This is a genomic window from Streptomyces bacillaris (genome assembly GCF_003268675.1).
Lineage (GTDB): Bacteria > Actinomycetota > Actinomycetes > Streptomycetales > Streptomycetaceae > Streptomyces > Streptomyces bacillaris.
The window spans coordinates 3,172,288-3,185,197 of sequence record NZ_CP029378.1; the positions used below are offsets into that span (position 1 = coordinate 3,172,288).

General features: G+C 73.7%; 11 protein-coding genes. 6 read left to right on the forward strand and 5 right to left on the reverse strand.

Annotation, left to right across the window (positions count from 1 at the left end; genetic code table 11):
* Positions 1-40: 40 nt before the first annotated feature.
* Together DJ476_RS13325 and DJ476_RS13330 are read left to right on the forward strand one after the other, a co-directional pair.
* Positions 41-2,998: an AfsR/SARP family transcriptional regulator gene (locus DJ476_RS13325; protein WP_112490591.1), complete on the forward strand. Its 2,958-nt coding sequence runs from the start codon at positions 41-43 to the stop codon at positions 2,996-2,998.
* Between the two features lie 237 nt (positions 2,999-3,235).
* Positions 3,236-3,415, forward strand: coding sequence for a hypothetical protein (locus DJ476_RS13330; RefSeq protein ID WP_019762150.1), 180 nt, complete (start codon positions 3,236-3,238; stop codon positions 3,413-3,415).
* A gap of 166 nt (positions 3,416-3,581) precedes the next feature.
* Here DJ476_RS13330 and DJ476_RS13335 read toward each other — a convergent pair whose 3' ends face one another.
* The 3 genes from DJ476_RS13335 to DJ476_RS13345 form a co-directional block, all read right to left on the reverse strand.
* Positions 3,582-3,977 (reverse strand): PIN domain-containing protein, encoded by a 396-nt coding sequence (locus tag DJ476_RS13335; protein WP_103416778.1) that lies wholly within the window; start codon positions 3,975-3,977, stop codon positions 3,582-3,584.
* Positions 3,977-4,270 carry a hypothetical protein gene (locus DJ476_RS13340; protein ID WP_112490592.1) on the reverse strand — a complete coding sequence of 98 codons (294 nt, stop codon included), beginning with the start codon at positions 4,268-4,270 and terminating at the stop codon, positions 3,977-3,979. Before DJ476_RS13340 ends, DJ476_RS13335 begins: the two co-directional genes overlap by 1 nt.
* Before the next feature lie 76 nt (positions 4,271-4,346).
* Positions 4,347-5,903 carry a FadD3 family acyl-CoA ligase gene (locus DJ476_RS13345; RefSeq protein ID WP_112490593.1) on the reverse strand — a complete coding sequence of 519 codons (1,557 nt, stop codon included), beginning with the start codon at positions 5,901-5,903 and terminating at the stop codon, positions 4,347-4,349.
* Positions 5,904-6,006: 103 nt separating this feature from the next.
* Between DJ476_RS13345 and DJ476_RS13350 the strand changes: the two genes are divergently transcribed.
* From DJ476_RS13350 to DJ476_RS13360, 3 genes are read left to right on the forward strand one after another with little or no spacing between them, the layout of a single operon-like run.
* Positions 6,007-7,155, forward strand: a complete 1,149-nt coding sequence (locus tag DJ476_RS13350; protein WP_112490594.1) for a lipid-transfer protein — start codon at positions 6,007-6,009, stop codon at positions 7,153-7,155.
* Positions 7,156-7,190: 35 nt separating this feature from the next.
* Positions 7,191-7,646, forward strand: coding sequence for a Zn-ribbon domain-containing OB-fold protein (locus tag DJ476_RS13355; RefSeq protein ID WP_103416775.1), 456 nt, complete (start codon positions 7,191-7,193; stop codon positions 7,644-7,646).
* Positions 7,647-7,649: 3 nt separating this feature from the next.
* Positions 7,650-8,447: an enoyl-CoA hydratase/isomerase family protein gene (locus tag DJ476_RS13360; protein WP_112490595.1), complete on the forward strand. Its 798-nt coding sequence runs from the start codon at positions 7,650-7,652 to the stop codon at positions 8,445-8,447.
* Positions 8,448-8,571: 124 nt separating this feature from the next.
* On the opposite strand, the gene DJ476_RS13365 is transcribed toward DJ476_RS13360, so the two are convergent.
* Positions 8,572-9,096, reverse strand: a complete 525-nt coding sequence (locus DJ476_RS13365; RefSeq protein ID WP_112490596.1) for a hypothetical protein — start codon at positions 9,094-9,096, stop codon at positions 8,572-8,574.
* A 240-nt stretch (positions 9,097-9,336) separates the two neighbouring features.
* On the opposite strand from DJ476_RS13365, the gene DJ476_RS13370 reads away from it, so the two are divergent.
* Positions 9,337-10,065: a hypothetical protein gene (locus tag DJ476_RS13370; RefSeq protein WP_112490597.1), complete on the forward strand. Its 729-nt coding sequence runs from the start codon at positions 9,337-9,339 to the stop codon at positions 10,063-10,065.
* A 163-nt stretch (positions 10,066-10,228) separates the two neighbouring features.
* On the opposite strand, the gene DJ476_RS13375 is transcribed toward DJ476_RS13370, so the two are convergent.
* The gene (locus DJ476_RS13375) at positions 10,229-12,769 is read right to left on the reverse strand and encodes an outer membrane protein assembly factor BamB family protein (protein WP_112490598.1); all 2,541 of its coding nucleotides are present in this window, start codon (positions 12,767-12,769) and stop codon (positions 10,229-10,231) included.
* Positions 12,770-12,910: the final 141 nt, after the last annotated feature.

Genomic DNA, 12,910 nt, shown 5'->3' on the forward strand with positions numbered 1-12,910 from the left:
GAAGAGCAGGGCCGGCAGGCGAGCAGGACAGGGGGCATCAATGGACCGTGACCGCGGGCCACGCGTGCGCGTACCGGGGCAGCGCGCCCCGGAGGAACCGGGGGCCGCCGACTCCCTCAGGTTCACCGTCCTCGGTCCCGTACGGGCATGGCGCGGCGGGGAGCCGCTCCCCTCCGGATCCCCGCAGCAGCGCGCGCTCCTCGCGGCCCTGCTGCTGCGCGAGGGGCGGACGGCCACGGCGGGCGAGCTGATCGACGCGTTCTGGGGCGAGGACCCGCCCTCGCAGGCGCTGGCCACCATCCGTACGTACGCCTCCCGGCTCCGCAAGATCCTGGGGCAGGAGACCCTGGTGAGCGAGTCGGGCGGTTACGCGCTCCGGATCGGCCGGGGCGCCCTCGACCTCACCCTGGCGCAGGACCTGGTGACCGAGGCGGAGAAGGCCCGCGCGGCGGGTGACCGGGTCCAGGCCCGGACGCTGATCAACAAGGTGCTGGGGCTCTGGGACGGGGAGGCGCTGGCCTCGGTACCGGGGCCGTACGCGGAGAACCAGCGCACCCGGCTGGAGGAGTGGCGCCTCTCGCTCACCGAGGCCCGGCTCGATCTGGACCTGGAGGTCGGCAGCCACGCGGAGGCCGTCTCCGAGCTGACCGCGCTCACCGCGGCCCACCCGCTGCGGGAGCGGCTGCGGGAGCTTTTGATGGTGGCGCTGTACCGCAGCGGCCGGCAGGCGGAGGCGCTGGCGGTGTACGCGGACACCCGGCGGCTGCTCTCGGAGGAGCTGGGGGTGGACCCGCGCCCCGAACTGGCCCAGCTCCAGCAGCGCATCCTGCGCGCCGACGAGGAGCTGGCCCGTCCGGCGGACGAACCGGCCCCGGCGCCCGCGCCGCTGCGCCCGGCACAACTTCCGGCGACGGTCCCCGACTTCACCGGCCGGGACTCCTTCGTACGGGATCTGGGCGCCCAACTCGCCACCGCCGAGGGTTCGGTGATGGCCGTCTCCGCGCTGGCCGGGATCGGCGGGGTCGGCAAGACGACGCTGGCCGTCCATGTGGCCCACCAGGCCCGCCCGCACTTCCCGGACGGGCAGCTCTACGTCGACCTCCAGGGCGCGGGGGCGCGGGCGGCCGAGCCGGAGACGGTCCTCGGCTCGTTCCTGCGGGCCCTCGGCACCGCGGAGTCGGCGATCCCCGGCACGCTGGACGAGCGGGCCGCGCTCTACCGCTCCACGCTCGACGGCCGCCGGATCCTGGTGCTGCTGGACAACGCCCATGACGCGGCCCAGATCCGCCCGCTGCTGCCGGGGACCCCGGGATGCGCGGCGCTGGTGACGAGCCGGGTGCGGATGGTCGACCTGGCCGGGGCGCATCTGGTGGACCTGGATGTGATGTCGCCGGACGAGGCGCTCCAGCTCTTCACCCGGATCGTGGGGACGGAACGGGTCGGCGCGGAGCGGGAGGCGGCGCTCGACGTGGTGGCCGCCTGCGGTTTCCTGCCCCTGGCCATCCGGATCGCCGCCTCCCGGCTGGCCGCCCGGCGCACCTGGACGGTCTCCGTGCTGGCCGCCAAGCTGGCGGACGAGCGGCGCCGGCTGGACGAGCTCCAGGCGGGCGACCTGGCGGTGAAGGCCACCTTCGAGCTGGGGTACGGCCAGCTGGAGCCGGGCCAGGCCCGCGCCTTCCGCCTGCTGGGCCTCGCGGACGGCCCGGACATCTCGCTGGCCGCCGCGGCGGCCCTGCTGAACCTGGACGCGCACACGGCGGAGGACCTGCTGGAGGCCCTGGTCGACACCTCGCTCCTGGAGTCGGCCGCCGCGGGGCGCTACCGCTACCACGACCTGGTCCGCCTCTACGCCCGCGCGTGCGCCGAGCGCGACGAGCAGGACGCCGAGCGGGAGGCGGCCCTCTCCCGGCTGCTGGACTTCTACCTGGCGACGGCGGCGGGGGTGTACGCGCTGGAGCGGCCGGGCGACCGGCTGGTGGACCACCTGGAGCCGACGGAACAGGCCGGGCTCACGTTCGCGGACCGGCACCCGGCGCTGGACTGGCTGTACACGGAGGCGGGCAACCTGCTCGCCTGCGTACGCCAGTCCCACGGCCCGGCCACCCTGCGGCGGGGCGTGGACCTGCTCTGGGCGGCGCTGGACCTGGGCGAGTCGGGGGCGAACGCGAAGCAGTACGAGACCGTCGCCCTGGCCCTGCTGGAGGCGGCCCGGGCGGGCGGGGACCGGCGCTCCGAGGTGCGGGCCCTGGTGACGCTGGCCGATGTGCACCACACGTCGGGCCGGTTCGACCAGGCCGAGCAGGAGGCGGAGAGCGTGATGCTGCTGGCCGGAGCCGACCAGGACCCGCTGCCCGTCTGCTGGGCGTCGAACGCCCGGGGCATCATGGCGCTCTACCAGTCCCGCCACGAGGACGGCGAGCGGCACTTCAACCGGGCCATAGACAACTTCCGCTCCGTCCAGGACCGGCCGGGCGAGGCCAGCGCCCTGTGCAACCTCTCGCGCATCCACCTGGCGACCGGCCGCACCGAGAGCGCGGTGGCCCTGGCCGAGGAGGGCACGGCCGTCTACGACAGCATGGGCCACGCCCTGCGCAGCGCCAACGGCCGCTACGCGCTGGGGATGGCGCTCACGCAGAGCGGCAGGTTCGCGGAGGCGTCGGACCGGCTGCTGGAGGCGCTGGACGTCTTCCGGGCCAGCCGGCAGCGGCTGTGGGAGGGGATGACCCTCTTCCGGCTCGCGGAGGTGGACCTGGCGGCGGGCAACGCCACGGACGCGGCGGTCAAGGCGGAGCAGGCCCTCACCGCGCTGCGGGGCATCGGCGGCGAGTGGCGGCGGGGCAACATCCTCACGGTGCTGGGCCGTTCCCTCGTCCGGATCGGCCAGTTCGGCCGGGCGGAGGTCTGCTGGCGCGAGGCGCTGGGCATCTACGACGCCCTCGGCTCGCAGGAGGCGGCCGAGGTCCGCACCCTGCTCGCGTCCACGACGTCCACCCCGTAACACCGCAGGCCGGCAGGGGTTTCCGCCCCTGCCCCCACCGGTGTTCATCATTCGTTTATCGCGACCGGCCAGTCTCATGCCTGTCGATCCGTCGCGTCGGGGGGCAGACGGGCTGACGGTGAGGCCGCGACGTAAGGTGAGCGGCCCTGAGGCGCCCGCCCGGCCGTCCACGGGGGAACAGCCGGGCGGGCCGCCCATCAACCGGAAAAGAAGCACTGCCTAGGGGAGAACAGCGATATGGCTGACGCGAAGAAGAACCCGGTCATCAAGCCGCAGGACATGCACGCCACCGGCGGCGAGACGACCAACGGCGACATGCACGCCACCGGCAGCCCGCTCAAGGCCAAGGACATGCACGCCACCGGCGGCGACACCACCAACGGCGACATGCACGCCACGAGCGAGCCCGCCAACTAGACCTTCAGACCTTCACGACGGGGGACGTCGGGGGGGATACGGGGGAACGGGGAACGGGGGTACGTACGGGGGAGCAGCCGCTGCGACGCGGAGGGGGAGCCGCCGCGGCTGCCGTACACGAGAGGCCCGAGCCTGGGGATGGGCTCGGGCCTCTCGGCATGCGGGCCTACAGGGCGCGGACCTGGACCCGGGGTGCGCACAGCTTGGTCAGGTCGTCGGCGTCGGAGGTGAAGACGACCGCCGGTCCGCGCTGGCGGTTGGCGATCGCGGCGAGGATCGCGTCCATCGCGTACTTGTGGCCGTGCAGGCCGGTCTCCCGCAGGAGCAGGATCGCCTCGTCCGCGACCCCCTTGGTGACGGGTTCGACCACCACGCCGGACATCGCCCAGTCCCAGACCGGGCGCCGAATCTTGCTGTGGTATGCCTCGACCAGGGTCGTGGAGCTGGTCACCACGCGGATACCCGCCCGGTGGGCGTCCTTGAGGCGGCTCTTCATCTCCGCCTTGCCGAGGGCCGCCCGCGAGAGGGCCTCGCAGTCCAGTACGTACGAGATCTCCGGCATCAGGCGGCCGCCGCGTTCCGGCGCTCAGGCCCGACCGGTTCGCCGTCCGTCGCCCGGCCGGCGAACCACTGCTCGATCTCGCGTCGCTCGGCCTCGGCGGCGGCCAGGTCCGCGTCGGTGACGGGTCCGTATTCGCCCTCCAAGCGCTCCACCAGCTCCCCCAGCCGGTCATGCTCACGCTGACGCTCTATGGCCCGCGTGACATACGCGCTGAAGGCCCCAGGGCCGACCTCCGCCCGGATCTCCTCCGCCAGCTCCTCCGGCAGGGTGACCGTGTACTTCTTGGTTGCCATACTTACGACCATACCGCCGGAGGCCGCCGGAACCCCAGGCCGTTCACCCCAACCGGTGAAGTCGTACAAAGGTTCGCTACCCCCTCCCCCGCAGCTCCCCCTTCACCACCTTGCCGCTCGCGTTGCGCGGGAGTTCCGGGACGAACTCGACCGCTCTCGGGACCTTGAAGTTCGCCATCTCGCGGCGGGACCAGGCGATCAGGTCGTCGGCCGTCACCGTGGCGCCCCGGCGGCGGACCGCGTAGGCCTTGCCGACCTCGCCCAGGCGGGGGTCGGGGATGCCGATGACCGCCACGTCGGCGATGTCGGGGTGGAGGCCGAGGAGCTGTTCGATCTCGGCCGGGTAGGCGTTGAAGCCGCCCACGATGAACATGTCCTTGATCCGGTCCGTGATCCGCAGGTTGCCCGCCGCGTCCAGGACGCCCACGTCGCCGGTGCGGAGCCACCCGTCGGGGGTGAAGGCGCGGACCGTGGTCTCCGGGTCCTCGAAGTAGCCGGTCATCACGGTGAAGCCGCGGACCTGGACCTCGCCCGGAGCGCCCGGTTCCGCCAGGACGCGGACCTCGGTGCCGGGGATCGCACGGCCGGAGGTGGTGGCCACGGTCTCCGGCGGGTCGCTCCGGTGGCACATCGTGACGATGCCGCTCGCCTCGGAGAGGCCGTACGCCGTGAGGACCGTGGGGATGTGGAGTTCGCCGCGCAGGCGCTCCACCAGGCGCAGGGGGACCACCGCCGCGCCCGTCACCACCAGGCGGAGGGCGGAGAGGTCGTGGGCGTCGCGCGCCGGGTGGTCCAGCAGGGACTGGTGGAGCGTGGGCGGGCCGGGCAGGACGGAGATACGTTCCGCCGCGATGTTCGCCAGCACCGTGTCCACGTTGAACACCGGCTGCGGCACCATCGTGGCCCCCCGCATCAGACAGGCGATGATCCCCGCCTTGTAGCCGAAGGTGTGAAAGAACGGGTTCACGATCAGATAGCGGTCGCCCTCGCGCAGCCCCGCCAGCTCGCTCCAGATCGCGTACGCGCGCAGCGTCTGGGCGTGGGTGATCACCGCACCCTTGGGGGCGCCCGTGGTGCCCGAGGTGTAGATGATGTCGGAGGGGTCCGAGGGACGGACGGCGTCGGCCCGTTCCCGTACGGCCCCGGCCGGGACCCTCTCCCCCGCCGCCAGGAACTCCGGCCAGCTCGTGTAGTCCTCGGGGGCCGTGTCCGCCAGCACCACCACCCGCTCCAGGTCCGGCAGCTTCACCTCCGCCCGGCGCAGGGACGCCACGTACGACGTGCCCAGGAACGTGCCGGTGACGAACAGCAGCCTGGCCCGGCTGCGGCGCAGGATGTGAGCGGCCTCCGTGCCCTTGAACCGGGTGTTGAGCGGGACCAGCACCGCCCCGGCGCTCACCGCCCCGAGCGCGGAGACGATCCAGTCCGGGGTGTTCGGGGCCCAGATCGCCACCCGGTCGCCCGGCTCCACCCCGGCGGCGATGCACGCGGCGGCGGCGCGCTCCACGCGGGCGCCGAGTCCGGTGTACGAGAGGCGGGTGCGGCCGTGGGCCACCGCCTCGGCCGGGCCGTACCGCTCGGCCGCCGCCCGTACCAGCCCCGGGATGGTGCCCCACTCCTCGTCGTCCCGCATCACGCGCCCGCCCTCCTGCCGCCGCCGCACTAGCTGACTATCCGTCAGATTAGCGGTAGCCTCTGCCGCTGTCAGCAGGCTCGGGAGTGCGGGAGGTTGGCGGATGGCGACGCTCAAGGACGCGACAGCGATAGCCGGGATCGGGCAGACGGCGTTCGCCCGACGGCTCCCCGAATCCGAGAAGACCCTCGCCTGCCGGGCGATCCTGGTCGCCCTCGACGACGCGGGCATCGCCCCCTCGGAGGTCGACGGCTTCGCCTCGTACACGATGGAGGAGACCGACGAGGTGGAGGTCGCCAAGGCGATCGGCGCCGGGGACGTCACGTTCTTCTCGAAGGTGGGGTACGGGGGCGGTGGCTCCTGCGCCACCCTCGGCCATCTCGCCGCCGCCGTCGCCACCGGGCAGGCGAGCGTCGGTGTCGCCTGGCGGTCGCGGAAGCGCGGGTCGGGCCCCCGGCCGTGGAAGAACACCGCCGTCCAGCTGCCGACCCCCGCCCAGTGGACCCGCCCCTACGGGCTGCTCCGGCCCGCCGACGAGATCGGCATGCTGGCCCGTCGCTACATGCACGCGTACGGGGCCACCCGCGACCACCTCTTCAACGTCGCCCTCGCCTGCCGCAACCGGGCCAACCAGAACCCCGACGCGATCATGTACGACCGGCCGCTCACCCGCGAGATGTACATGACCTCCCGCTGGATCAGCGAACCCCTCTGCCTCTTCGACAACTGCCTGGAGACGGACGGGGCGTTGGCCTGCGTCATCGTCTCCGCCAAGCGCGCCCGCGACTGCCGGCAGAAGCCCGTCTACCTCCACTCCGTCGCCCAGGGCCTGCCCGCCCAGCACCACGGGATGGTCAACTACTGGAACGACGACCCGCTCACCGGACCCGCCTGGACAGCCGCCCGACAGCTGTGGAAACACGCCGACTTCGGTCCGGACGACATCCATGTGGCCCAGATCTACGACGCGTTCACCCCGCTCGTCCCGCTCTCCCTGGAGGGGTACGGCTTCTGCGGGCGCGGCGAGGGCGGCGCGTTCACCGAGGGCGGGGCGCTGGAGACCGGGGGCCGGCTGCCGCTCAACACCGGGGGCGGCGGGCTGAGCGAGGCGTACGTCCACGGGTTCAACCTCATCACCGAGGGCGTCAAACAGCTGCGCGGCACCTCCACCGCCCAGGTCCCGGACGCCGCCACCTGTCTGGTCACCGCCGGTGAGGGCGTACCGACGTCGGCCGTCCTGCTGCGGAACTGACGAGTCGAGAAGTTGAGGAGTTGAGAGTTGAGGAGATGGATGTGAACGATTCGCTGCTGCTGCCCGTCGTCGACGAGGACGGCGCCCCCTTCTGGGAGTACGCCGCCCGGGGCGAACTGCGCGTCCAGGCCTGCGCCTCCCCCGCCTGCGGCGAACTCCGCTTCCCGCCCCGGCCCTGCTGCCCGCACTGCGGGTCGTTCGACAGTGAGTGGCGGGCGATGAGCGGGCGCGGCCGGATCTGGTCGTACGTGATCCCGCACCCGCCGCTGCTCCCCGCGTACGCCGAACAGGCTCCCTACAACGCGGTGTTGGTGGAGCTGGTGGACGCCCCGCGGATCCGGCTGGCCGGGAACGTCGTCGCCTCCGCCGACGCGCCGCTGAACTCCGTCGATCCGGCGCGGCTGCGGATCGGGGCCCCGGTGCGGGCGGTGTTCTGCCCGGCGGGCCCAAGGGGGGCGGTCACGCTGGTGCGTTGGCTGCTGGAGCGGTGAGCGGTGGCTCTGCTCATCGAGCGGGAGGCGGCCGAGGGGGTCGCCCTCGTCACGCTCGACCGGCCGGACAAGCTCAACGCGATCGATCTGGGGACGGCGGAGGAACTGGCTGAGTCGTGGCGGGAGTTGCGGTACGACGTGGGCGTGCGGGCCGTCGTCCTCACCGGGAGCGGCACCCGCGCCTTCTGCACCGGGATCGACCGGGGCGTGAACGTCCCGCAGCCTCCGTCCCCGTACGCCATCGACGATCCGCTCCTCCGCATCGGGCCCAAGGCCAACGACCTGTGGAAGCCGGTGGTCGCGGCGGTGGAGGGGATGGCGTGCGGCGGGGCGTTCTATCTGCTGGGCGAGGCGGAGTTCATCGTCGCCTCGCGCGACGCCACCTTCTTCGACCCGCACACGACGTACGGGATGGTCTCGGCGTACGAGGCCATCGCGATGGCCCAACGGATGCCGTTCGGGGAGGTGGCCCGGATGGCGCTGATGGGCACCGCGGAACGGATCGGCGCCGCCCGGGCGCACGCGATCGGGCTGGTCAGCGAGGTGACCGAGCCGGGCGGGGCGGCGGCGGCCGCGCTGCGGGCGGCGGGCGTGATGGCCGGGTATCCGACCGACGCGGTGCAGGGCACGGTCCGGGCGGTGTGGGCCGCGAAGGAGGCGGCCCGGACGCAGGCGATGGCCCAGGCCCCGGCGCTGATCGCCCTGGGGAACCTGGGGCCAAAGCGGCAGGCCGAGCTGTTCGCGGGGCGGAGGGGTGGGGGTGGGCGTGAGGGCGGAGGAGGCGCTCCTCGGGTGCGGTGAGGGGGTGGGGCGGGTGTGCGGTGAGGTGGCCTGGTGCGGTGGGGGCGGGGCTGGGGCGGCCGTGTCTCCCGGCCTCGGGGTCGGGGGCTCTGTGCTCCGGTGCCCCTCGCCCCCGCCCCTCGGGTCAGAGCAGCTGGGCCGTGACCTCGCAGCGGCTGACCTGGGAGACCTTGCGCGGACTGTCCATCCGCACGGTGAGGCTGCGGACGTCCCCGGCGTCGAGCGTGGTCGTGGTCTCGGCGGTGTCGACGGTGTTCCCGCGCGCGTCCAGGAACGTGACGTCGACCTCGTACCGGTGCGAGCGGGTGTCGTTCGACCGCAGCTCGACGACGGACGCGGTGACCGCCTTGCGCTTGCCCTTGCCGGGCCGGGCGCACCGGATCACCCGGACGACGGGCTCGTCGGAGGCGGTGGGTGTCGGGGTTCCGTAGGTCGAACCGGAGGAGCCGGACGAGGAGTTGTCGTCGTCGCTGTAGTCGTTGTGTCGGTAACCGCTGTTGCTCTTCTTGGAGTTGGAGCAGCCGCCGCCCGAGCTGCTGCTGCCCTTGCTCTTGCTTCCCTTGCCGCCGCTGCTGGCGGTCGAGAAGCCGGTGAGTGCGAGCACCACCACGACCAGGACCGCCGCCAGCTTGATCTGTCGCCGCATCATGGATGCAGCCCCCCTTGTTGTCGTCCTCGGCTCTTCGCCGTTTCCCGGTACTGCCGGTACAGCTTGCCGGATACCGCACGCGCGTAGGTCATGACCCTGTCACGGTCCGGTCATGGTCTGCGGGGCGGGGCATCCGCGCGGCGTACGGCGGCGTCCGCGTGGCGGGGGTGATCACCCCGGCGTAGCGTCGGCCGTACGGGGGTGTTCGCCGTACGCCGTACGTCCCTGGAGGCCTCTCCGATGATCCGCAACATCCTCGGCTCCCTCGTCGCCCTGGCCGGGGCGGTCTCCGCCGTGCTGAGCCCGTTCCGTGACTGGTACGCCGGGCGGGCCGGGCAGGACTACCGGGTACGGGACCTCTTCGAGGGCATCACCGGTACGGAGTCGGGGGTGCTGGTCTCGATCCTGCTGCCGTTCCTGTTCGCGGCGCTGCTCGTGATCGGGGGAGTTCTGGTGCGGTCGCGGATCGTGGTCGCGTTCGCGGGGGTCGTGGTGCTGGGCTTCACGATCCTGTGGATGGTCCGCCAGGGGCAGGCGGCGGGGTCGCTCACGGTCGGCGGGGACGGGGAGGGGCTCCAGGTGGGGGTGGTCAACGCGCTGGCGGGCGGGGTGCTGATGCTGATCGGGGCGTTGCTGATGAAGGGGCGGGCGCGGGGGTCGGGGTGGGGGCGGTCCCGGTCCCGGGAGCGGTCTCGGGAGGGGGCGGTGGAGGAGCCGTACGCGGCGCATCCGGCCGATCAGGTGGACACCTGGCCGCCGACGCAGGAGCCGGGGATGTCGGTGCAGACGTCGCCCTGGCCGGAGCCGGAGGTGGAGCCGTACACGGGGCCGGATCCCCGTGGCCCCCGTGACCCCCATGGCCCCCAGGACGCCCGGGATGCGCGTACGCGGTCGTATCCGCAGGCGGAGGGTGATCCTCGGGATCCGGTGCATCCGCCGCATCCTCCGCACCGGCCGCCCCAGGGTTGACGGTCACCCCGTCGAAGGTTCCGTCCTCAAACGCCGGACGGGCTGGGAGCCCGCCGCACCGGTCCCCACAGAGTCGACGCCCACCCCGTCCAGGGTTCCGTCCTCAAACGCCGGACGGGCTGGAGTTTCGCCGGACGGGCTGGGAGTTCGGCGGAGGCGAGGCTCAGGTGCGGGCCCTGTTGCCGGTGCCGGTGCCCTTCAGGGCGTCCAGGGCGTAGACGCAGCGGTCCTTGCTGCAGGCGTACACCACGCCCGCCTCCGCCACCGGGGAGCCCGTGATCTCGCCGCCCGTGGCGAGCTTCCAGCGGAGCTGGCCGCCCGCCGCGTCCAGGGTGTAGAGGACGTGGTCGGCCGAGCCGAAGTGGACGCGGCCGTCCGCCACGACCGGGGAGCCCACCACGTCGCCGCCCGCCGCGAAGCGCCACTTCGGGGTGCCGGTGACCGCGTCCAGGGTGTAGAGCGCGCTGCCGCTGCCCACATGGACGTTGCCGACGGCGACGAGGACCGGTTCGAGGGAGGCCCGGGCCTCCGTGGCGATGCGCCAGCGGTCCTTGCCGGTCGTCGCGTCGAGCGCGTACACCGTGCCGAGGTAGTCCGCCAGGTAGACCCCGCCCCCGGTCACCGCCGGGCCCGGGGCGAACGCGGGCGGGGAGAGGAAGACCGCCGGGGCCTCGAAGTGCCAGCGCACCAGGCCGGAGACGATGTCCACGGCCAGCACCCGGGTGCCCGCCGCGATGTAGACGTACCCGTCGGGGGCCGGGGTCACCCGGACCGGGACGCCGCCGCAGGAGGCCGCGTCGCCGATCGGGTACGACCAGCGCTCCAGGCCCGTACGGGCGTCCAGCGCGCGCAGCCGGGCGTCCTGCCAGACGTAGACCGTGCCGTCGTGGATGACCGGCGCGGCCTCGACCGTCTCGAAGTCGGTCTGGGCGCCGGTGACCTCCCACAGCTTGTCGCCGTTGGACGCCTCCCACCCCTGGACGCCGCCGCCCCGGGTCGCGGTGAGCACCGTGCCCCGGTCGGCCTTGAGCGCGTACACCCAGGCGTCGGTGCGGATCCGCCACTGCTCGGCGCCGGTCGCCGCGTCCAGGGCGTAGAGGGAGGGGCCGTCCGACGCGTGGATGCGGCCGCCCTCGACGGCCATCGCCCACGCCACGTCCCGGGTCTTGAACTGGCGCCGCCCGTTGCCGACGTCCAGCGCGTGGATCTCGAAGGACGTCACGTACAGCAGGTCACCGGAGACGACGGGCGTCCCCCACACGTCGTTGGACATGCGGAAGCGCCAGGGCCGCCAGCGGTCGGGCGCGGCGGGCGAGGGGTCCGGGCCGGGTCCCGGGGACGGTACGGGGGCGGTGGACGCCGCTGACGTACCGGGCGAGCCGTTCGGGCCCGCGGGCGGGCGGACCCAGCCGGTCGCGGCGGCCGGGTGGGCGGCGGCGGGGCCCCGGACCTCCCCCACCCGGGGGCCTGGCCCGATCGGCGCCTTCGCGCCGGGCAGGTGGACGGGCCCGCTGTCGGGGGCGGGGGCCGAGGAGGAGAGCTGGGAGGGCGAGGAGAGCGGGGACGGGGAGCGCAGGTCGTCGCCGCCGCGCCAGTCGGGCCTCCGGTCGGGTGCATGCCCGGGGCCACCGTTCGGGGCGTGCCCGGGACCCCGGTCCGGTGCATGCCCGGGGCCCCGGTTCGGGGCGTGGCCGGGGCCGCCGTCCGGGCCGTGCCCCGCCCCGGGCCCCCGGTTCGGCGCGCGGTCCGGGGCGCGCGGCGGCTGCGGGGGGCGCGGCGGGTGGGCGGAGGGCGCGGTCGGGGCGGTGCGGCCGCCTCCCCTGCGCCGTTCGATCATGGCCGTGGCCTGGGACGGCAGCCAGGCCGACGCCGTACCGCTGTCGTCGCTGCCGGAGGCGAAGAGGTGCGGGGCCAGCTGGGCCTGGAGGTCGGCGGGGGTGGGCCGGCGGGTGGCGTCCAGCTGCATGCAGGACTCGATCAGGGGGCGCAGGTCGTCCGGCAGCCCCTCCAGGTCCGGCCCCTCGCGCAGCAGCATGAACACCGTCTCGACCGGGTTCGCCCCGTGGTAGGGGGCGTGGCCGGTGGCGGCGAAGACGAGGGTGGAGCCGAGCGAGAAGATGTCGCTGGCCCCGGTGACGCTGCGGGAGTCCCGGGCCTGCTCGGGCGACATGTAGGCGGGGGTGCCGACGGCGACGTTCGTCATGGTCAGCCGGGTGTTGGAGACCCCGGAGGCGATGCCGAAGTCGATGACCCGGGGGCCGTCCTCGACGACGAGTACGTTGGACGGCTTCAGGTCGCGGTGGACGAGCCCGGCGCCGTGGATCGACTGGAGGGCCTCGGCGATCCCGGCGGCCAGCCAGCGCACGGCCTGGGTGGGCATGGGGCCGCACTCGTTGACGATCTCTTCGAGCGAGGGCGCGGGCACATAGGCGGTGGCCAGCCACGGCACGGCGGCGCGGGGGTCGGCGTCGACGACGGCGGCGGTGTAGAACCCGCTGACCGCGCGGGCGGCCTCCACCTCGCGCGTGAAGCGGACCCGGAAGAGCTGGTCCTCGGCCAGCTCGGTCCGTACCGTCTTGATCGCCACCCGCCGGCCCGATGCCGACCGGGCGAGATAGACCAGCCCCATGCCGCCGGCCCCGAGCCGTCCCAGCACCTCGAACGGGCCGATCCGTCTCGGGTCGTGCTGCGTCAGCTGCTCCATCACGTGCCTGCCACCTCCCCGTACGGACCTCAGGAACGAAGCCCGCGAATTACCGCCCGTCACCGCCCGGTGCGATTCCCGGCCTCCGCAGCGTCTCACCGCTGGGCACCACCTGGCGGTGCGCACCCTGATTCTTCCTGG

Bases quoted from the DNA above. Each gene is read 5' to 3' on its own strand.
- DJ476_RS13370 (WP_112490597.1), top strand. From the start codon at position 9,337: ATGATCCGCAACATCCTCGGCTCCCTCGTCGCCCTGGCCGGGGCGGTC.
- DJ476_RS13340 (WP_112490592.1), bottom strand. From the start codon at position 4,270: ATGGCAACCAAGAAGTACACGGTCACCCTGCCGGAGGAGCTGGCGGAG.
- DJ476_RS13335 (WP_103416778.1), bottom strand. From the start codon at position 3,977: ATGCCGGAGATCTCGTACGTACTGGACTGCGAGGCCCTCTCGCGGGCG.
- DJ476_RS13345 (WP_112490593.1), bottom strand. From the start codon at position 5,903: ATGCGGGACGACGAGGAGTGGGGCACCATCCCGGGGCTGGTACGGGCG.
- DJ476_RS13350 (WP_112490594.1), top strand. From the start codon at position 6,007: ATGGCGACGCTCAAGGACGCGACAGCGATAGCCGGGATCGGGCAGACG.
- DJ476_RS13325 (WP_112490591.1), top strand. From the start codon at position 41: ATGGACCGTGACCGCGGGCCACGCGTGCGCGTACCGGGGCAGCGCGCC.
- DJ476_RS13365 (WP_112490596.1), bottom strand. From the start codon at position 9,096: ATGATGCGGCGACAGATCAAGCTGGCGGCGGTCCTGGTCGTGGTGGTG.
- DJ476_RS13355 (WP_103416775.1), top strand. From the start codon at position 7,191: ATGGATGTGAACGATTCGCTGCTGCTGCCCGTCGTCGACGAGGACGGC.
- DJ476_RS13375 (WP_112490598.1), bottom strand. From the start codon at position 12,769: ATGGAGCAGCTGACGCAGCACGACCCGAGACGGATCGGCCCGTTCGAG.
- DJ476_RS13330 (WP_019762150.1), top strand. From the start codon at position 3,236: ATGGCTGACGCGAAGAAGAACCCGGTCATCAAGCCGCAGGACATGCAC.